General features: G+C 42.3%; 19 protein-coding genes. 4 read left to right on the top strand and 15 right to left on the bottom strand.

Going from position 1 to position 20,596, the window contains the following annotated elements:
* Positions 1-32: 32 nt before the first annotated feature.
* The 3 genes from AB4589_RS08150 to AB4589_RS08140 are packed head-to-tail and all read right to left on the bottom strand — an operon-like array spanning position 33 to position 2,987.
* Complete coding sequence (locus AB4589_RS08150) at positions 33-497, bottom strand: GtrA family protein (protein ID WP_371710648.1); 465 nt, start codon at positions 495-497, stop codon at positions 33-35.
* A complete protein-coding gene (locus tag AB4589_RS08145) occupies positions 484-1,971 on the bottom strand; it encodes an ArnT family glycosyltransferase (RefSeq protein ID WP_372100083.1) in 1,488 nt (495 codons plus the stop codon). Before AB4589_RS08145 ends, AB4589_RS08150 begins: the two co-directional genes overlap by 14 nt.
* Positions 1,968-2,987: a glycosyltransferase family 2 protein gene (locus AB4589_RS08140; RefSeq protein WP_017098516.1), complete on the bottom strand. Its 1,020-nt coding sequence runs from the start codon at positions 2,985-2,987 to the stop codon at positions 1,968-1,970. The genes AB4589_RS08145 and AB4589_RS08140 overlap by 4 nt, the downstream gene beginning before the upstream one ends.
* A gap of 125 nt (positions 2,988-3,112) precedes the next feature.
* Here AB4589_RS08140 and AB4589_RS08135 point away from each other — a divergent pair, with 125 nt between their 5' ends.
* From AB4589_RS08135 to AB4589_RS08120, 4 genes are all read left to right on the top strand, one after another.
* The gene (locus AB4589_RS08135; RefSeq protein WP_009846415.1) at positions 3,113-3,790 is read left to right on the top strand and encodes a response regulator transcription factor; all 678 of its coding nucleotides are present in this window, start codon (positions 3,113-3,115) and stop codon (positions 3,788-3,790) included.
* The gene (locus tag AB4589_RS08130) at positions 3,787-5,085 is read left to right on the top strand and encodes a HAMP domain-containing sensor histidine kinase (RefSeq protein ID WP_009846414.1); all 1,299 of its coding nucleotides are present in this window, start codon (positions 3,787-3,789) and stop codon (positions 5,083-5,085) included. The genes AB4589_RS08135 and AB4589_RS08130 overlap by 4 nt, the downstream gene beginning before the upstream one ends.
* A gap of 127 nt (positions 5,086-5,212) precedes the next feature.
* Positions 5,213-6,142, top strand: a complete 930-nt coding sequence (locus AB4589_RS08125; protein ID WP_371702739.1) for a 1-aminocyclopropane-1-carboxylate deaminase/D-cysteine desulfhydrase — start codon at positions 5,213-5,215, stop codon at positions 6,140-6,142.
* 117 nt (positions 6,143-6,259) lie between these two features.
* Positions 6,260-6,997 carry a dienelactone hydrolase family protein gene (locus AB4589_RS08120; protein ID WP_009846412.1) on the top strand — a complete coding sequence of 246 codons (738 nt, stop codon included), beginning with the start codon at positions 6,260-6,262 and terminating at the stop codon, positions 6,995-6,997.
* 80 nt (positions 6,998-7,077) lie between these two features.
* Here the strand turns inward: AB4589_RS08120 and AB4589_RS08115 are convergent, their stop codons facing one another.
* The 12 genes from AB4589_RS08115 to gltS form a co-directional block, all read right to left on the bottom strand.
* Complete coding sequence (locus AB4589_RS08115) at positions 7,078-8,331, bottom strand: D-amino acid dehydrogenase (RefSeq protein WP_372100081.1); 1,254 nt, start codon at positions 8,329-8,331, stop codon at positions 7,078-7,080.
* Between the two features lie 225 nt (positions 8,332-8,556).
* On the bottom strand, positions 8,557-9,483 hold the full coding sequence (locus AB4589_RS08110; protein ID WP_372100079.1) for a LysR family transcriptional regulator: 927 nt from the start codon (positions 9,481-9,483) through the stop codon (positions 8,557-8,559).
* A 223-nt stretch (positions 9,484-9,706) separates the two neighbouring features.
* The gene (locus AB4589_RS08105) at positions 9,707-10,684 is read right to left on the bottom strand and encodes a bifunctional oligoribonuclease/PAP phosphatase NrnA (RefSeq protein ID WP_372100078.1); all 978 of its coding nucleotides are present in this window, start codon (positions 10,682-10,684) and stop codon (positions 9,707-9,709) included.
* A gap of 58 nt (positions 10,685-10,742) precedes the next feature.
* A complete protein-coding gene (locus AB4589_RS08100; RefSeq protein ID WP_372100076.1) occupies positions 10,743-11,549 on the bottom strand; it encodes an ETEC_3214 domain-containing protein in 807 nt (268 codons plus the stop codon).
* 2 nt (positions 11,550-11,551) lie between these two features.
* The gene (locus tag AB4589_RS08095; protein WP_086713668.1) at positions 11,552-11,722 is read right to left on the bottom strand and encodes a hypothetical protein; all 171 of its coding nucleotides are present in this window, start codon (positions 11,720-11,722) and stop codon (positions 11,552-11,554) included.
* Positions 11,723-11,786: 64 nt separating this feature from the next.
* Positions 11,787-13,253 carry a transglycosylase SLT domain-containing protein gene (locus tag AB4589_RS08090; protein ID WP_372100073.1) on the bottom strand — a complete coding sequence of 489 codons (1,467 nt, stop codon included), beginning with the start codon at positions 13,251-13,253 and terminating at the stop codon, positions 11,787-11,789.
* A gap of 78 nt (positions 13,254-13,331) precedes the next feature.
* Entirely contained in the window at positions 13,332-13,943 is a 612-nt protein-coding gene (locus AB4589_RS08085; protein WP_128160030.1) for an LPP20 family lipoprotein, read from the bottom strand.
* Positions 13,944-14,090: 147 nt separating this feature from the next.
* Positions 14,091-15,491: a hypothetical protein gene (locus tag AB4589_RS08080; protein ID WP_372100071.1), complete on the bottom strand. Its 1,401-nt coding sequence runs from the start codon at positions 15,489-15,491 to the stop codon at positions 14,091-14,093.
* Complete coding sequence (locus tag AB4589_RS08075) at positions 15,473-16,651, bottom strand: hypothetical protein (protein WP_372100069.1); 1,179 nt, start codon at positions 16,649-16,651, stop codon at positions 15,473-15,475. The genes AB4589_RS08080 and AB4589_RS08075 overlap by 19 nt, the downstream gene beginning before the upstream one ends.
* Complete coding sequence (locus tag AB4589_RS08070) at positions 16,651-17,367, bottom strand: hypothetical protein (RefSeq protein ID WP_372100067.1); 717 nt, start codon at positions 17,365-17,367, stop codon at positions 16,651-16,653. The genes AB4589_RS08075 and AB4589_RS08070 overlap by 1 nt, the downstream gene beginning before the upstream one ends.
* Positions 17,368-17,378: 11 nt before the next feature.
* Positions 17,379-18,320 (bottom strand): hypothetical protein, encoded by a 942-nt coding sequence (locus AB4589_RS08065; RefSeq protein ID WP_372100065.1) that lies wholly within the window; start codon positions 18,318-18,320, stop codon positions 17,379-17,381.
* A 974-nt stretch (positions 18,321-19,294) separates the two neighbouring features.
* Entirely contained in the window at positions 19,295-20,509 is a 1,215-nt protein-coding gene (gene gltS, locus AB4589_RS08060) for a sodium/glutamate symporter (RefSeq protein ID WP_372100063.1), read from the bottom strand.
* Between the last annotated feature and the right edge of the window lie 87 nt (positions 20,510-20,596).

Below are 20,596 nucleotides of genomic sequence, written 5' to 3'. Positions count from 1 at the left end.
AGTTTCACTTGGTTATGTGATTACAAGGGATTCTAACGGGTAAAGACCCAATACTGACTAAACAAATAGTTAGTGACCATGCCCACCAAGATACCAACCGCCATGGCAATAAATACTGCCCCAGTAAACGCAGGCAGCAATTCCGTCATCAGCTTAAAGCACAGCAAATTAGGTACCGCTGATATTGATGCGGTAAACATAAACTTTTGCCACTGAATCAGCTTCTCAGACCAATGACCTCGCCCTTTATATTCAAAAGTCAGTATACGATTACCCAACCATGTCGTCGTTGCAGCAGCAATAAAGGAGCTAATTCGCGCCATCATTAAAGGCAGCCCAACAACATAATGCAGCAATGCAAAAACCAAACAATCAACAACAAACCCACCAACACCAACCACAGCAAATCGAACCATCTTGTGGTGGGACTGTAGTCTTTGGCTATGTGATTGAAGCTTGTCATTGAACATTCGTAGCCTTGAGTTAACGCTGAACATCATTTTCACTTTCAATATGATTCAACGAAAAATTTGGTGTGTTGCTCTGGTGATGGCAGCTGAACAGAGCACGCTTAATCTTGACCGTCGGTTCCAAAATACACGTTAATGCGTTCTCTTTGATCTTAATTTCCACTTCCGCTTTATGGCCGATCAAATAGAATTTATCGATGCCATTTAGTTGCTCGATATCAAGAAGCTTTTTCGCTTGCCCATGACTGTAAAATTGCCCTGAGAATGGTCTTTTACCCACATAAAAACTTGGCGCAGAATTCGTAATCTGTTCAAAAATAATACGGTCACTTTTCTCGTTCGCCTTCCCTAAGTTCAGGTAAACCATCGCAATAATTAACAGCACAGGTAGCACCAAAGCCACACTCGAAAACCACTTCTTATCTTTTTCCACCACAAGTATAGCAACCAGCATCCCAAGGGCTGGAATCCCCGGCAGTACGTACGCAGGGAGAATATTGCCCGCCATAGTGAAAAGAATCAGTGGCGAAATCAACCAACAGACAAGGAATGAAAACAACCCACGATTCTCAGCGTTAATTTCCGCAATTTTCTTGCGACGAGCGAAAGTTAAAATAGGTAATACAATCGACCACGGCGCAGCGGCCTGAATCCAAAACACCCAGATCATGCCTCTGGTTTCATCATGAGCAGAACCGTATAAGTCGCCCTCCCAACCACTCACAACAAAACGCTTAAAGTGTTCGCCAACAATAAAATAATCAATAAAGCCCGGAGTAGCCATTTCAGCCATAATGTACCAAGGCAAGGCAATCGCCAGCATGACACCTAAACCAGACAACAGTGGAAAGCGTTGCCACAACACTTTAAAAGCCCCAAAGATACCATGTTGTAATAGCAACCAAGGGAATACTGCGATACCCATGATCACAATCGCAACAGGACCTTTTGCAAGCAAGCCCAACGCCAAGCCTACAAATCCAACGTAACCCCAGGTTTTGTTGGTTCTCTCACTTCCTTCGCCTTTACAATCTTCTCCACCGAGCCAACATAAGTAAAAGCCCAGCATCGCGATGGTCATGGCTAACGTTAGCGCCATGTCGGTCATCACAGCACCCGCGGCGATAGAGAAAATCCCACATGTTGCCAATACAACAGCCGCCACTAAGGCACTTTGTCCCGTACGCTTCGCCAGATACGCGACCAATAGAATCGTCGCGAAACCAGCTAACCAATGCGGAGCACGCACAGCAAACTCACTCAAGCCGAACAACTCAATACCAGCAGCACTCATCCATGTGAACAACGGTGGCTTACCCCAAAAAGGAATACCGTAATCAAACTGAGGGGTTAACCAATTGCCAGTTTCTACCATCAAGCGAGCCATTTCTCCATAGCGCGCTTCAGTGGTGTCCATTAACGGATAAGTCGCCAAAGATAAAAGCCTTAAAACTAGTGCAAAAGCCAACAAATACCATAGATGCGTTCTGTTCAGACTCATGCTGATTCCTCTAATTTAAAATGTGTTTTCAATGCGGGTGTATCAACGACCGATTGAATCAGATAAAGAGGGCGATTCTTGGTTTCGATGAAAATACGACCTATGTACTCCCCCATTAAACCAATACTCAACAGTTGGATTCCGCCAAGTGCAAGTTGCACGACCATCATTGACGGATAACCCGTAATTGGCTCGCCAAACATCATGGTTTTGAATACGATGAAGACGCCATATACAAAAGCAGTAAGAGCCACTAAACCACCAACGGCCGTCGCAATACGCAGAGGTCGGATAGAGAACGAGGTAATCCCATCCATCGCCAAACCGATTAACTTGAGGTAGTTCCACTTGGTCTCACCACAGAAGCGAGCATCACGCTTAAATTGGAGTGTCGCTTGTCGGAAACCCGGCCATGAAAAAATGCCTTTCATGTAGCGGTTACGTTCTGGAAGCTGATTGATATGGTCGACAACCTCTCGGCTTAACAGTCGAAAATCACCCACATTCTCAGGAACATCAATCTTCGCAGCCACGTTCATGACTTTGTAAAAGCTCGCTGCTGAAAACTTCTTAAACCATGTTTCACCATCACGCTGGCTGCGCTGCATATTGACGACGTCATAACCTTCGCGCCACTTGGCAATCATTTGCGGGATAAGCTCAGGTGGATCTTGTAAGTCAGCGTCTAGCAAAATCACCGCTTGTCCACGACAGTGCTCAAGGCCTGCGCTCATCGCTGATTCTTTGCCAAAATTACGGCTTAAACCGATAACAGAAATTGAGCTATTGATTGAAGTGAATGAACTCACCAACTCCAAGCTGCTGTCTTTGCTACCGTCGTCGACATAAACGATTTCACTCTTGATGGGCAAGCTATCAAGCACCTTGGTAAGGCGAGAGTGGAACTCTTCCAATACCTCTTGTTCATCGTAAAAAGGCACAATGATAGACAGAGAAACCGCAGGGTTGATCTGCGATGTAGATATCTTAGGGCGGCTTATATGAAGTTCAGACATAATACGTTCTTCTATTTTTTAATCTGAACCCAATCTACCCTCCCATAAGTGAAAGTTATGTTATTGACATATTTTTCACGCTCACTCAGGATAATGTTACCGTCTATTTCTGTATGAGAATCAAAATGAAACGAGTTCTATTAGTCGAAGATAACCGTGAAATCGCAGGTGTCTTGTTTGATTATTTTGAGTGTATTGGTATGGAACTCGATTATGCGGACAACGGCGAACTCGGCCTGCAACTCGCGTTGGAAAACTCATTTGATATCATCATATTGGATCTGATGTTGCCAAGAATGGACGGCCTCACGGTTTGTAATAAATTGCGAGACCAAGGCAACGCGACACCTATTTTGATGCTGACCGCGCTAGATAGCCGCGATGATATGTTGAAAGGGTTTGAGCATGGTGCCGATGACTATCTAACCAAGCCTTTTGATTTGGATATTTTAGAAGCAAGAATGAACGCACTAGTTCGTCGTTACCGCGGAAAAGTAGCCTCTTCAAAACTTCAGTTCGGTGAACTCACCATCGACCAAAAAACCCGTAAAGCTTACCGCCAAGATAAGCTTCTTGCGCTAAACCCAACCACTTACACCATACTTGAGATGCTCTGCCAAAACGCACCGGAAGTGGTGACTCGTGAAGATATCTCCTACAAATTATGGGAAGAAGATGAACCCAATAATGATGTGCTGCGCAGTCACATCTATCAATTACGAAATCAACTCGACAAGCCTTTTGACAGTCAAATGTTGATTACGGTTCCTAAAATAGGATTCCGCTTGGAGTCATCTAATTGATTTCCAACTTTCTGACAAGCACTAAAACCCTCACCGGCCGCTTAGCTGTTTTCTTTGGGCTAATGGCCGTGATTGTGTCTGCGTTCGTCTATGTCGTTTTTATTGTCGCGCTCTACATGTCTGAAGACCGGGTCGGTGAAAGACGCATCTTGATTGACCGCAATTACGCCGTCGAGCTATTTCAAGCCGGAGAAAGTGGTGAGTTAAGAATTGATGATCTGACAGTCGCCTATAACGACCCGTCATTCGTACCTCCCGAATATTATAAGCTCATTGCAAATAAAGAGAGCTTTCTCGGAGAGATCGGCGAAGAGCCAGAGTCAAGAATGGTCTATGTTGGCGAGTATTCTGACAAAGGAAAAACCCACCCAATAATCCTACTTTCCGAAATAGACCGTGTTGAATTTGCTATTTCTGAACTTGTGTACGCGACCGCCTTTGTGCTCACGTTACTTTCTATCTTAATTTTTAGTTTTGGTGCTCTGCTCTATCGACTGTCAAAACGACTGATTGAACCATTCAACTCTCTGTCTGAGCAACTTGAGTCGAATAAACTCAATCTCAACGAAGAGTTCGGTGTGAGTGATGATGCGGCAGTTGAATTTCGTCAGCTAACCGATCAACTGAATCAGTATCGTCGAGAAATCAATTCCTTGGTCAAGCGTGAACAAGCCTTTGCTCGATACTCAAGCCATGAGTTAAGAACACCACTAACCGTTGCTCGTGGTGCGAATAAATTGCTATTAAGAAGCGAAACCACCGAGTTTCAATCTCGGCAGGTTGAACGCATTGATGAAGCCATTGTTCAGATGTCTGAGATGGTCGATGCCCTGCTTGGCCTAGTTCGTTACGAAAGAAATAGTGACGATGCACCGCTGCGCTTGTTTAGCCAGCAAGAATTAGAGACCATCGTTTCCAAAAATACGTTACAAGCAAATGAGAAAGCAGTCGAAATATCCCTACTCGTTCAATCTGAGCCTATAATTCAAGCCACCAGTGCGATCATGAACATGTTGGTTGGCAACTTGTTGAGAAATGCGATTGCAGCGACCAATAGTGGCACAGTGAGCATCACTCTCTCACAAGACAACCTGGTAATTGAAGACCAAGGAGAAGGCCTTCAGGAACAGTACAATCCGAATGGTCATGGATTAGGTTTATTGATTGTCGACGACTTGTGCCAGCGCTTCCATTGGGACTTTGAGTTGGTCAATCGCAACTCTGGAGGGTGTACTGCAAGAATCGCCTTTCAGACAGATTCCTCCTTATCCACATTAAAGCAAGCAAACTCGTAATACGAAGCTCAATACCCTATGAAAACTTGATTTAGTTGGTTTACAGCGCTCGCTAGCTACTAGATACTCAGTAGTCCTTTTTGATTTAAAAATGCTGGCTCTTGAGTCAGCATTTTGTCTAAGTGCGATGAAACTAAATAATAGCCCTGTAACTCAGCATCAATACAACGATCACACCTTTTTCTTAAAGCGAGACGATAAGCTTCACTCCCACTTTTGCGGCAACAAAGCCAGAAAGTTCATGAAGCTACTGGAAGACGATCACCCAAACACCACCACTCTAATAAGCTATGGGTCCGCTCAAGCTAACTCCTTGTTCTCGCTAGCCGCACTTGCAAAAATCAAAGGCTGGACGCTTGAGTTTTACGTCGACCACCTTCCTCAATGGCTACAAGAACGCCCACTCGGCAACTACCGTGGCGCTATCGATCTTGGGGCTAAGGTTATTTCAGTCAAAGAAACAGGCTCTGAGCTTCATCCACAAGCGTATATTGGACAAATAAGGCAACCAGGTTCCGATTGTATTGTGTTACCTGAAGGTGGACGTTCTCAGCTTTCTGAATATGGCGTGAAGCAACTGGCGATGGAAATACTCAGCTGGACGCGCTTCGAAAACAAACACGATTTTGTGGTGGCACTACCCGCTGGTACAGGCAGTACGGCTCTGTATCTACATAAGCATTTAAAAGTACACAATATCCCGGTGTTAACCTGTGCGTGTGTAGGTGGTAATGACTATTTAACTCAGCAATTCGATGAACTTGGCGAATCCGATCACCCACAGATTTTACCGCTCAAAACCAAACACCATTTTGGTAAGTTGTATCAGCAGGATTATCAAACTTGGTTAGACCTGCAAGAGCAAACTGACATTGAGTTTGACCTGCTCTATGACCCTTTGATGTGGCAATGCTTAGTACAGTGGCAACAAGACAACCCAACTAAGACCATCATCTATATTCATCAAGGCGGCATCTTAGGCAATGAATCGATGTTGCCGCGCTATCAGCGGAAGTATCCGGAGATGAGCATTAGCAAAACCAACACATCTTGGTAATTTTTTTCCTTTATTCTCCAGTTTAGCTATTCAAGTTATAAACTGAAATCTGGCGAGAATCATCGCGTTATCTATACTTTCGATTGGAACATCAATTGTCATCGAAAGGAATCACGCATGCGAACAATCACTACGCTCGGCCTGTTTTCAGTTTTACTGCCCTTCTCTGCGATTTCAGGAGAAAACATCACTTACCAAGTCGATGGTATGGATTACGAAGGTTATTGGAGTGAAGCCAGTGACCAAGCGCCTTTGGTGCTGCTAATTCACGATTGGGATGGCTTAACTGATTACGAAAAGAAACGTTCTGAGATGCTCAACGAACTCGGTTACAACGTGTTCGCCATCGACCTATTTGGTAAAGGCATTCGCCCTACCGAAGTGAAAGACAAAAAACAACACACAGGCGAGTTGTATAAAGACAGAGAAAAAATGCGTGCACTACTTAATGCGGGAGCGATGGAAGCGAAAAGGCTTGGTGGTAACTTAGATAACAACGTGATAATGGGTTACTGTTTTGGTGGCGCAGCCGTTTTAGAAGCCGCTCGTGCTGGCATCCCATCGAAAGCTTATGTCACCTTCCATGGCGGTTTATCGACACCTAAAGGACAAGACTACTCTGAGACAAAAGCTCCAGTTGTCGTGTTCCATGGTACAGCAGACGCCATGATCTCAATGCACGACTTTGGAAGCCTCGCAGCTCAACTTGAATCAAGCAAGGTTCCGCATGAAATGATCACCTACAGTGGTGCGCCACATGCCTTTACCGTATTCGGCTCAAACAACTATCAACAAGAAGCTGACCAGAAATCGTGGGATAGATTTACCCATGTACTAGAAACCACCACCAGATAACTTTCGATACCCACCCAGAAAAAACAACCCCATTCTAAAACTTAGAATGGGGTTACTTTCACCATCACTACATCATGTTGTTACAAATAACGATGGATACTTAAGTCATCAGATTTAATATCACTGGCAGAGCCACTGACTATGCTTGCTAGGATCTTTCCTGAGCCACATGCCATTGTCCAACCTAATGTTCCATGACCTGTATTGGTAAATAAATTTTTGATAGGTGTCTTGCCGATGATAGGCGTGCCATCTGGCGTCATTGGTCTTAGCCCAGTCCAGTATTCAGCCTTAGAAAAGTCCCCCGCTTGTGGGAAAAGATCTTTTATCACCATATCAATCGTGGCTTTACGTTTTTCTGGGATTAGGTAGTCAAAACCAGCGAGTTCTGCCGTACCCGCGATACGAATACGATCATCAAATCGCGTCATCGCGACCTTGTAGGTTTCATCCATAACAGTCGAAGTCGGTGACTTATCTACATTCACGATAGGCAATGTTAGTGAATATCCTTTCACTGGGTAAACCGGTATAGACAAGTCGACTTGCTTTAATAGTTCTCGAGAATAGCTTCCTGACGCGACCACGTAAGCATCCGCTTTAAACTCGCCTTGAGTCGTTGTAATAGTCTCAATGGCTTGATTCTGATGATTCAAACTTACCACTTCAGTATCAAACACAAACTGAACGCCGAGTTGCTTGGCTTTCTCAGTCAAGGTTAAACAGAATTGATGGCAATCACCAGTTTCATCATGTGGTAAATACAGGCCACCCACCAGCTTATCTTTCACGTCCGCTAAACCTGGTTCGATGGATAGGCATTGCTCAACATCAAACAACGAGTGCTCTATCCCGCTCTCTTGTAGCAACTTCATGTCTTGCTGAATGAAATCCAATTGCTTCTCGCTTCGAAACACTTGTAGCGTCCCTTTCTGCCTACCTTCATAAGCCAATTGCTCACTGGTTCTTAGCTCAGTCAGACAATCTCGGCTGTAGTTTGCGACTCTCAACATCCGCGATTTGTTCTGTGCATATCTAGCTTCGTTGCAGTTGGCGAGCATCTTCGTCGCCCAAGCAACTAATTCAGGAGAAAGTGACGGCTTCACTTTTAGAGGCGCATGCTCTTGGGTAAGCCATTTCATTGCTTTCAACGGAATCCCCGGTGCCGCCCATGGTGAAGAATATCCGTAAGAAATTTGCCCTGCATTCGCAAAGCTGGTTTCCTTGCCACTGCTATCTTGACGATCAATAACTGTGACCGAGTGACCTTCCTTCGCCAGGTACCAAGCACTGGTTAACCCAATAACACCGCTACCAATTACAATAACTTCCATTCTCTTCTCCTAATGCCCGACAAAGCCAAAATCTGTCGAACACAGCTGTCAGTCTAAAACTCGTTTCGTTAATAATTTGTAACTTATTCCGCGCATGTTGACTTAACAATAGAGGGAGCGTTGACAAAAACTCAATTCAACTTAAAAACGAATTCGGCAGTTTGGAACTGTGATATTGGCGGTATTTGGTCGCTTAAGAGGAGTCGCTAAGTAAATCTACTATTCTTAGATATTGTAAGCGTCATGACTCAAGAAAGTGGCGTTTTCAAGTAAGAAATCTAACAAGGTTTCGGCCTGTAACGTAAGTGCGCGACCTTTCAAAGATTGAACCTTAACCGTCGCCTTCGATAGCATCTCCAACTCGGTCGCAACCACTTCTATCTGCCCTGACTTTATTTCATCGATCACAGTGAGCTTAGGCATAAAGGTGACGCCCAACTCTGCTGAAACGAAGTTAGTCAGTGCCGTAACTGAGTTAGTTTGAAGTTTTGGCTGCAAGGTAAGATGGGAAATTTGTTCAGCCTGCTTTACTAGCCTCCCCATACCGGTCGAGTTATCGATCAAGGCGAGAGAAGCGTCTTGAATATCTTGCATTACCACTGGTGCTTCTTTCATCGTAAGAAAGTGCCCCTTCGGAGCAATCAATTCGAGCGGATGGCTGCGTTCAACGTGGGAGTGCAGTTTAGGGTGCGGTGCAGACGCATAGGTTATCGCAAAGTCTATCTGTTGATCTTCCAACATCTTGACTGCATCCAATGCCCCAGCGATCTCAATAGAAAGATTGATATCAGGATAACGGGTCATAAAGGTTTGCATCGGCTTTGACACCAAGTTGGTAATAAACCCTTCACCGATGGCAATACTGACACTGCCTCCTTTGAGGTTTTTAAGCTTGGCTAGTCGAGTAAGCACTGCAGCCTCTCCACGAACAATGGAACGATAGTAATGCAGCAGCTCATTACCCGCCTCAGTTAACAGTGATTGGCGGTTGTTGCGTTCCCAAACTTTCATTCCCGCTTGCGCTTCGAGCTGGGTCAGCATTCTGCTCATTGCAGCAGGGTCAACATTCATCATCTTGGATGCCTTACGCAATGAGCCATACTTAGACAACGCGTTTAAATACTCAAGAGCGCGGATATTAAAGTGATGCATTCAACTTCCTTGTGATTCGACTGACACTAGATCAAGCGTCTCACAAATTGGCTGCGAACATGTATCCCATTTTATCAAGAACGTATTTACACTTACTAACTTGTGCACCGAGTCACTTCAAGCCTGCACATCAACCGTTGATACACGTAGTACCGTTTACTCTAGACACAGCACTACTTTTATCAAACTGATTTCAAGGTACCCGGTATTGTTAGCAAACCGTTTAAACGCTGAGTACTAGGTTCGGTCGAATCAAGTCATAGACATAATCAAGGTCATCATTGAGTTGAAACTGATTGTTGATGATGCCACCAGCCATGTGAGAATGCCCACCTCCAAAGCCGATCCCTTTATCGTTCAGTGCCCTTTTAACTATATTGGCGACATTGTTATTGGAACACTCTGAACGAAGAGATATAAAAGTTTTCTCTCTATTCCTAGCCGTGAGGACGACAATATCGAGCTCATCAACGCTCAGCAGGAAATCTCCTAAAACGCCAAGCATATTTTTAGGGCAACCCTCAGGAAGCACGGCAAATGCTGCATTTTTTTCACGACGTAAACTATCGAGCATTGAATAGAAAAGTTTTAATTCGTGAAACTCCACTTGATTACGACAAATTTTGTTAACCATATCATTGTTGGCCTTCGCCTGAAGATACAAAAGTGCTTTTAGATCTGCGGTTCCTACCCCTCGGGTAAGGTTTGCGGTATCAAAGCTCAAACCAACCAGTAATGCTGTTGCGATATTCTGTGGCATCGGCAAAGAAAAATAGCGGTAATATTCAACCATAATGGTTGCAGTTGAGCCATAGTTTGAGCGTATATCGGAATACCATACAAAATCAGGCGCTTTCACTTGATGGTGATCTATCACTCCCACCTCAATCCCTGGAAAGTCGATAACATTTTTCTCGCCAATACAACCATCAACAACAATAATCTTATCATCCGGTTGCAATTTTAAATCTTTTGGCTCATAGATTGGGATATCTATCCAATCTATTAAGTTTCTGAGTGACACTCTATCTATGTAACCATGAAACGTAATAAACGGGCACAACCCTTTCTTTTTTAATAAATATGCAAGCGCATATGCGGAAGAGATAGCATCATGGTCAGGGAAGTCATGAGCTTGAATAATGATCCTCTTTTCGCCCTTGAGCCGCTCTAGAAAGCTTTCGAACTTTAAATTTGCCATAATCCAACTACTAATAAAGTTCTAGCTTCATAAAAAGCTAGAACTGATGTGTTAATGGTTAACTCTTATGAATTAAACGATATTCTGTGTTAGACAAAATAGCTTCTTCTAAAGCCCCCACACCTAACGTACTGTAACCATAGAAATTAGGCTTCGCATTCAAACGTAAAGACTGTACGCTCTTTACTACATGCTCATCCATAGTCAGCGAGTCAACAACTTCAGAAAGCAATTTCTTATTGTTTTTTGTCATAGGTGCAATGAATTCACTGGCACCGCTGATTGAAGAATATAAGTAGCCAAATTCACCGCCATTATTTTCTTCAATGTAATAATTGCCGGTTCTAGCAAACGACGCTCGAATTTCATTGACACTTTCAATGGCATTAAAAGGTTGATTGAAAAACTCTGAACCACCTGCATGTTCTAATGTTTCAGGGGCAAAACCTTCATCTGGAAATACAAGATAAGCGACAATGGCATTATCTCTCGTAATCGATGAAAGTATAAAGTTATCGTCTTTGTAGTATTTGATTACGTCATCACCACTTGAACGCTTGATATAAACGGGGGCACCAAATGTCTGATCTAATATTTCAGCTGATGAGCGGATATACAATTTTTCAAGCTTTTTGTGTGATGGAATATCAGTCATTTGTGAAAGACCAAAATCAACCATCTTTTCGATCGCATCAAAACTATCGTTAAACCCACCCAAAGCAATTGAGACGACTGACAACAAACCAATAGTGCGCGCTAAGTTTCCTTTACTTTGGGATTCTAACAACGATTCTTGATTATCTTGGAGCTCTTTCAGTTCATCTTGAATTTCTTTTGGAACGTCATTTTGTTGTTCTGCAGACATCATCAACCTTTAATATCGTCTATTGTATCCATCAATGCCTCTTTGCCGTCTTCAGCTCGTTCTTGTACTCGCTCAAAAGCATCTGTATCCATTATATTTTTAATTTCATCGTCGTAATTAAGGCCTAGGTAAATACCAATGGCGATGAAAAATAAAGCAAAAATCTTAAACATTGTTACTCTCAAAAACTCTATAAGAAATTAAAGCACACGCCTTCCCATGTACTTACTACAAGTATTATTTATATAGTGCGATACGGCTGTTTACTTTCTTCAAGTAGTTCTTTGTTTCATCGTATGGCAACTTCGCAACCAATTGGTTATACACTTGTTCCGGGGTCATCTGATTGATAACTTTAGATGCTTTACCAATGCTAGTTGAATGGTCTTTATTAAACGCACGAGCAACGTTTCCTGCACCAGTGTTGTAAGCCGCAATCATGCAATACAAGCGACTTTGATCATTCTCGATCTTACGTAAATATTTGCTATTCAAGATATCTAAGTAAGCAGTACCAGTTTCAACGTTAATGACGGGTTGATATAGATCTGAAGCTTTCATTGGCGCATCTATATTTCGAACTTGTTTGTTAACATCATGCCCTGCACTGGTTGGAACCACTTGCATAAGACCAAATGCCGGTACGTGAGATTTAGCGTCAGGGCGGAAAGCAGACTCAGAGTGCATGATCGCCATAATCAATGCCGCATCTATTTCCCAGTTCTTGCTTTCTTTCTCTGCGAGAGGTGTATATTTGCTCGCACGAGATTTCAAACTATTCTCAGGAAGCTTCACTTTATAGCTGACCACCTTCTTAGACTGGCTAGGAACAGATACTATGTCGGAAGTTGGTTTTGGCTTCACAGCTTGAGTTTTAGGTGTAACCTTCACCAGTTTTTCAGCTACTTTCGGATCTTCTTGTACTGGCGTTGACTCTACCTTTTCAACTACTTTTGTTTTTTCAGCTACTAACATCTCTGGTTGACCAACCGCGATGCCATGTTTGGCTCGCATTTCGTTGTAAAGCTTAGTCTGAGCAGCAATACGCTCTTGTGCTTTAGTAAGCAGTGCTAGTTTCTTATTGTGAGCTCGCTGGTAGATGAACGAGTCAGGAATTCCGGTATCAGATTGAATCAATCGCTCCGCTTGAACATCAAGTTCATTCATTTGACTCTGTGTTTGTTCAATAACAAAGTTCTTTTCTTGTTGTTCTTTATCTAAAGAATACAAAACCGCATGGTCTTCCGCTTTCAGATTGGCTAGATCAACCGTTTTCCCCTCAACTTCAACAGGGATTGTTCTTACAAGCGCTTCTATTTCTTCAGGGCTGCTGTCTTCGTCAACTAAAACAGAAACCGTAGCGGTATTACTTTCATAATCCACTGCAGTCTTAACTTGATCGTTTTGTGAATAATCGACCTGTTTTGTTTGAGAAGATACCTCTCCTTCCCCCCAATTTTTAATAAGATCTGTACGGCGCTCATCAAGTTTATTGGTATATTCGTCACGCCATTGTTCATACTCGTCCAAGTAAGCATTTACATAAGCATGAAATTCTTTAAGTTTTTCTTCTTGGGACTGACTTGCTGTTACAACCGCATTATTAAGTTGTTGTTTTTGGCTATCTGACACTGCGTGTGTTGGAAAGCTAACAGCTGCTGAAATTGCAATAGCCAGCCCTGTCTTGGTGATCGTTTTATACATAACTAACTCCGAGAGAGTATAGAAACAAAGGCCACTCTATAGTGGCCTTTTTCAATTTAACTAATCGTCAAGCAACGATTATTTTTTCAAAGAATCGAATACGGCAGCAAGATCTGCGGCAGCTTTTTCGTCGTTAAATTGATTCCAAAGAGCTGAGTCTTCGCCACCAACTTCGTCGATAATTTTATTCATATTTGCATCATAAGCTGCTTGGTCCATACCAACTAATACATACAGCCCACCAGCTGGACTTGTTTGGCTTACTAAAACTCGGCTATTTGTAAGTCTTTTACTCACTACCGATTTAGTAATGTCTTCAAATGCCTCTTGAACATTTTCCGTTACCAGCGTTACGCCTTCCCCAGCGGATGTTGACGTAGCACCATCAGTAGCAGATTGAAATAGATTACTCACATCTGATTCAAAAGCCGAAGCAAGGTTTACACGAGCATCGCTCATCGCGATTTTACGCATGACGCTCATACCTGCTGCACTTTTCTTCGCGTAACCTGTTGCACCAATAGCTACATCAGTAGGGACCACATCACAGATCCAACCAGGGGCTTCGACAGTCGGTGCATCTGGGAACGTACATGACGCAAAATTTTGAGCTTGCTCTAGTGTATCGTTGTTGCTTTGGCAGCCAACGAGAGCGGTAATTAGTGACGTTGCAATAATTAGTTTTTTCATATCTTAAAAGCTATCCATAACGTTTTTTGTGTATTATTTCCAATTAGTAAATCTGCAAATAATCATTTGATATTTAATGCATCAACCTCACCTGTTATTTTAAAAAACCATATTTTTAAAACACAACAAGTTCTTTAGGAGTGACGCTTAAAGCACTCTGATTTGATATTCATTCAGTACATCAACTTTCGGACGGTAGTTTGGTTGATGGGTACGCAACATGGGTTCAATATCTTGGACTAGTTCACTTGCACCGCTAAGTGACCTTAGCTGAATAACGATATTGCCGCCCTGTTGGCTTGGTTTAATATCAGAAACCCCGCTCATGTCACCAATCAAACGGTAAAGTTGCCCCTGTTTGCCTGCCGCTTGTTGTGAAAAAATAAGTTCTCGGATTGGCCCACCGCGGCTTGCCATTATTTGCACCGACGATTGAAGTTCGCGCTTTAGGGCAATTTGATTGCCTTCAACAGCTAAGTGAACAGCTGCAAGTTCATTGAGCATACCTACTTTGTTCGGTAGCGTCATGAAAGTCGGGTCATTGTGCCAACTACCATAACGGTTGCCAGCACGATCGATCACGGTTGCCGATAGATCAAGCTGAAGACCAGAAGACGTCACTTTTTGGGTTTCTTGAACATCAAGAATGACACTAGACTGCGCCGGGTTCGAAGCAAGCTCAAAACCCATCTCTGCGAGTGCATTTGAAAATGTATTTTTTACGACTGGGAGATCTGCATCAACATAGATTGAAGGTTGGCCAAGGCTTTTTATCAATCTTGCTATTTTCGCTTCCATCTTCTGTCGTTCAACAAACACATCAAGAGTAACGGTTACAGAGCCGTTAGGTTTTTCCTGATAAGAAATTTCATTCCAACTGGAAATCATGCCTTGAGGTTCCATCGAAAGTGATTGCATTGCGATTTCTTGTAAGTCGAAATCATTGTTGCTTTCTGTTCCCGAAAGAGTACCGTAAGATTTTTGCATGTAACCAGAATTGACCATAGCGCCAAATACTTGGCTAATAGCGCGTTTGAAAGCGTCTTGTTCCGCCGCTTGCCTTGCACTCAATGCCAATTTTTTACTTTCGCGTCCTTCACCAACAACCACGAGAGACATAACCGGTGAGTCATCCCATTCAATACCGTCGTCAATATTGGTAAACCCAGTATTAAGCTCTGGTGCTAGACGCACTGTTACACAAGTATCATCCCCTTGAATTTCAGGTGCACTGAAATCGGCATTGATATTACTAGCAGTAATGCTTGTTAGCAGTAAATCTCGGCTCTCTTGATCAAATTGTTCCTCAATCAACGCATTATCTTCAGTTGAAAAAGAAACTGAGACTTTACCTTGCAAAAACAAACGAAGATTATTTAAACCGTCAGCTTTTGCTGACTCAATGGCCATTGCCCCACGACCATATGCACAACCTTGTTCAATAAGAGCCAACGTAGGCTGGCTCTTATCTAATTCCAATGCAGGAACGGACATACATACAAATAAGGTACTAATGGCAAAGCTTTTACTTAGCCTTTTGCCGCCCATGTACTGCGCTCCTTCATGAATTCCATAGGAACCCCGACACTTACAGCGAAGATACGACGCTGTCGATCGGGGCGATAAATCCCATCCTCAGCAATGTCTTTCACTTCATCTGCTATGCTACTGTCTTTCCAGCGAACAATTTTTCCTTGAGCACTTTGTTGGCTTGGGTTAACGGTAGCAACACCGATAGGCTCAACAAAGCCTGCGCTGTACTCGAATACAACCATGGTCTCATTAGGTAATACGCCTGCATTTTGGCCACGGTCTAATTGAATTCGGTCGCCTTTAATACCCATAACCTGCGCGGTAGCTGGCATTTCTTTGAGTAAACGCGTTAACATAATATCGAAACCACGTGATGACATTTCATTAAGAACTGCATCAACATCTTTACCACTGGTATAGTTAAAACCACGATAATAATCGCCATTTGCTATCACGGTCGTGTAACTGTCTTTGTCACGGACATCAAAGTTAGAAACACGGATCTTACCAATGTTCGGATAGCTCAATTTTTCACGTGTATATGGGTTAATCACACCCGTCGTCATTTCCATCGATGTTTGAAATAGAGACTGAGTTGAACCAAACAACATGTCAGCTGTTTTGAGTACATCGACTTTCATAATGTAATCGGTAGATAACTTGCCGCGACTGCTTGCTTTTTTTGCTACGTTTAGAGCACCTTCATCAGACAGGATTTCTGCCATTGCTGCGTTAACAGAAGCGGTGTCACGTGTCAGTATGCGGAAACGGTTGACGCCTGCGAACTGATTTTCCAATGTGTTTTCTAACGCTTTGGTTTGAAATTTACTGATGCTTGAATGCATAGAATTGAAAACGTCAGCAGATTGACCTTGAAGGTTTTCGTTCACGTCCGTTTTTACATCACCAAAATACAAACGAATTGTTTTTTTCGCGAGTGGACAGCGAGTGTCTTTTTCTTCTGCTTCATAGGTACAGAATTGAAGACCTTGAGTATTAAAGTACGCTGGTACTTCTATATCTTCACTGCTAAATTCGTGTGCTGATTTACCGATAACCAGCGATGAGTTTCCTGCATTACTTTCAACTGAATACGTTTGGCTACCTTGGTTACTCTGGCAACCCATCAGCGCAATAGCAGCAGTAACTAAACCGGCAATTCGAGAAAATTTCATTATGATTTCACTTTATCAGCAACAACTTTATCTAGGTTCTCAAGTTGTTCGATAGTGTTTTTATCCATAGAAATAAGTGTGTTGGCATCTAATGCAAGTAGCGAGCGAGCTTCCATCTCGTGGTAAGCTTCAACAACAGGTACCGTTTCCCCTTCGCTCGCTTCGCCTTCCTTCTCGCTTGAGAGCGTCGCCATAATGCTTTCCATTGCGCCACCAGCAGAATCTTGCGCAAGTGCCGATGCATGTTGAGATGCAATGTAAGTTAGTTCAGCCGCTTGGACTGCGATATCTGCCGCCAATTTTAAGTTTTTCTGAAATATTTCGTCAGATGCTTTTTTGTAAGCTTCTACTTGAGGTGTAATCTTTTTATTATCAGGTTTGCCTTCATCGAACTCCTTCATTGCAACACGAAGTTCTTCATCAGACTTGTCTGCGTTTACTGCTAGGAAACCGGCAACATCACCATGTTTAGATGTAAGTGTACGGTAGTCATGAAACACTGAACATTGGCGTTCTTGCAGTGACACCATTACTTTTGATGCTTTATCAACGGCGAATGATACAGGGGTGAAATCTGTTCCTAGTTTTTTACAGTTCTGAGTAAGTTCCTTACTTGTAGCTTCACGGTCTACAGTAGCTGATTCCATACCTGAAATTGATGAACAACCAGCCATAACTGATACGACTAAACCTGCAAGGATTGTTTTCTTAAGCATTTTCAAAGCCTTTAATTCAAGAGTGTATAAATTGAGTTTTCATTAAGTGTTGCTGTTATTTTTTTATGAGCATCATCAAGTGCTAGCTCTTTACTAATCGGAGACTCTCCTATCTCCGATAAAATGTTCTGACTAACGACCACATTGGGACTTTTAGCTTCAAAGACTTGTAGTATTAGGTCTTGCTTAGCTTTGTAAATGTTATTTTTTTTACCGTGCCTTACATTACCTTTGATATAAACAATGATGTCGCCTTCCGAAGTCGTTGCTACATTTCTAGCTAGTATTGATTTTGTTTGGGAGGAATACATATCAGAAGCAGAACGGATAGAAACACTGAAATTTTGAATACGTTTAATCACATTTCTTTCGAGAACCAGTTGTGGTTCATTGAGTGTTTTCGCAACATCATGATCTAACGATGACAACACCAAAAGCGATTGTTTATTACTCTTCAATAAGGTGCGAGCTTTGTGAGTAAACACAACATCCTTCCAGTTGCTCCCTTGGGAGCTTAAATATTGTTGGGCGAGTTGGTGCTGTTTATCAATATCAATTGACAAATAGTCAACCCACGCACCGACATTAACTCGAAATAGGTAAGTGCACCCAAGCTCATCACATCTTGATGTCACTTCTTCCATATTTCGAATACTGATAGGTAGAGTGGAGATTCTTGATTCGATAATGTCTACATCAGTACATTCCTCGTCTATCTCCGTAACTCCCCCTATATCTCTAATAGATTTCCTACAATAGTCCCTATACTCTTCTGACAATTCAATTTTGCTGTAGATTCTTTTAGATAATTCTTCTTTCGCATTTCTTGTTGCTTCTGACTTATTTGCACCAACCCCTTCAACCTCCCAATAAGATTGAGCGAAAGCTGGGTTCAATAAGAAAAAAAAACAACAAGTGATTAACATTTTCAATATAATATTATTTGTGTTCACGTGCCGTCCACCAAAGTTTGTTGTCGTATGGTACAAAATTAGTTTTTTTCAATCAATAAGATATACATATGGTTGAAGTGAAGACATGTGCTTCATACTCATCATTTTAGGCAAAGAAAACGTGATACCAGTCCCAAGTGTCAACATTTCGACTCCTATATACCCCAATGCTTGAAGAGCTACTGCATGGTAACCCTGGGTTAAGAGTCAAAATCATGACACCGTCAATTTGCGAAAAATATATAGGTTATAATGAGTTTTAATATTTATCATAATTGTGATCTAATACCCGTTTTAAAGCATTTTCATATTGTTTAAATTATCTATAGGTAGAGGAAATAATTGGTTTCTAATCTAATTTATTTAATCCTCCCCATATATATTGTGCAATATTTAGACTACAACGCTGACTTCTAACCTTGAAGTTTTCCAATCATCAAGACAAATAAGTTCGATAATCATACAAACAAAATAGAGAGCCCTTTGATGAGTTAAACTAAAAAAGACATCATATTGACATGGATATCAATATGGTGAGGCGGGATTTCTGCACTAATGAAAATAGGTTAATATTTAACATTAATAAGGAGATAATAAGCCGTTAATAATTTAATCATTAAATGTAATCTGATGTCTTTGACATTATTTTAGGGTTGATGAGAAGCTCAGTGAAGGAATTAAGGAGTATTATAAGGTGCTACTAATGAGCGGTGAAAATATATAAATCCAACGAGTATTACCACGAGCGTTCACGTCTAAAACAGCAATGGCAAGATGCAGTAGAAGAACGTAGCCAACTCGCTTTGAAAATCACAGCACTCAAGTAAGTACATCGCTCATCAAAGCAAAAAAATAATAGAGTTATGTATACCTAGCATTATCAACAAAAGCAGCAGATCAAAAAATTAAATCACTAGTAGCTTACTCTGTTGAACAAGCTACTAATCATAAACTCATGCGAAGCACTGGCTTCGCTACATACCAACAAAGAAACTGATCACTAACGCGTTAATCAAATCAACAAAGAAACCACACACTAATGGCACCACAATGAATGCTTGTGGGCTTGCGCCATAGCGGTGAGTTACCGCGGTCATGTTAACAATTGCAGTTGCTGTCGAGCCAAGAGTGATACCACCGAAGCCTGAACATATCACCACAGAATCATAGTTCCGCCCCATTAGGTAATAAACGACAAATATCGTAAACAGCAGTGAAAGCAGGATCTGGATACTCATGACAACAGAGATATAGCCAAACAGTCCATCGAGATCCCAGATACGCAGCCCCATCAAGGCCATGGTCAAGAACATACCTAAACAGATGTCAGAGATCATCGCTAAGCCTTTGCGGCCTTGAGCAATTTTCTCTTGTGTACGGCGCTTCTTGAACAATGCTCGACCAATATTTCCTATGAGGATACCGGCAATTAAGCAGCTTACGAATAACGGGAGTTTTAGGCCCATCGAATCGATAACTTCGCTTAAGCTGTAACCGAGCATCAGTGTTAAGTTGAGAATCAACCACGCCCATAAGACACCGTAATGGCTCAATTCAGTGCGAGTTTCACTTTCTTGGTATGCACCAACTGTCACGTCTTCTTCATTGGATGGACTCACTTTGTGCTTATTGAGTAGGTAGTTGGCAATTGGACCACCAATCACACACGCCGCTATCAAACCAACCGTATTTGACGCCACACCTAGCTCTAGCGCGTTAGCGATACCAAACTCTTCCACAAACATTGGCGCCCACGCTAACGTTGTACCTACGCCACCGATTAAGCTAACAGAGCCCGATAACAAACCAGCTTTAGGATCCATTCCAAAGCCAGAAGCTACAGCCATCCCTACCACGTTTTGCAGAACGATAAAAACGGCAGCAAGAAACAATAGAATGAACAACGGTCGCCCACCCTTAATCAGTGTCTTAATATCCGCTTGGAGTCCGATACCAGCAAAAAAGTAGAGAAGTAAAAAGTCTCTGACATCTAGGCTAAAGGTGATTTGGATTTCAAAAATATAGTAAAGCGCCGCTACGGTCGCAGCACAAACAAAGCCACCAATCACAGGCTCTGGTAGTGAATACTTTCTTAATACTTCAGATCGTTCAATCAAACCTTTACCGATAAACAGTAACGAAATCGCGATAGTAAAAGAGAGCATTGGAGAAACTAGGGTTTCTGTCATGGGGTAATGGATTCCTAATAGTTAGATTATTAATAATATTTCGTACTATTAATAATCTAGATTCATGGCAAAAGATCAAGCGTTTAT

It is taken from the genome of Vibrio sp. 10N.222.49.A3, from assembly GCF_041475145.1.
Lineage (GTDB): Bacteria > Pseudomonadota > Gammaproteobacteria > Enterobacterales > Vibrionaceae > Vibrio > Vibrio tasmaniensis_A.
This window is presented reverse-complemented; position numbering and strand designations above follow the sequence as displayed.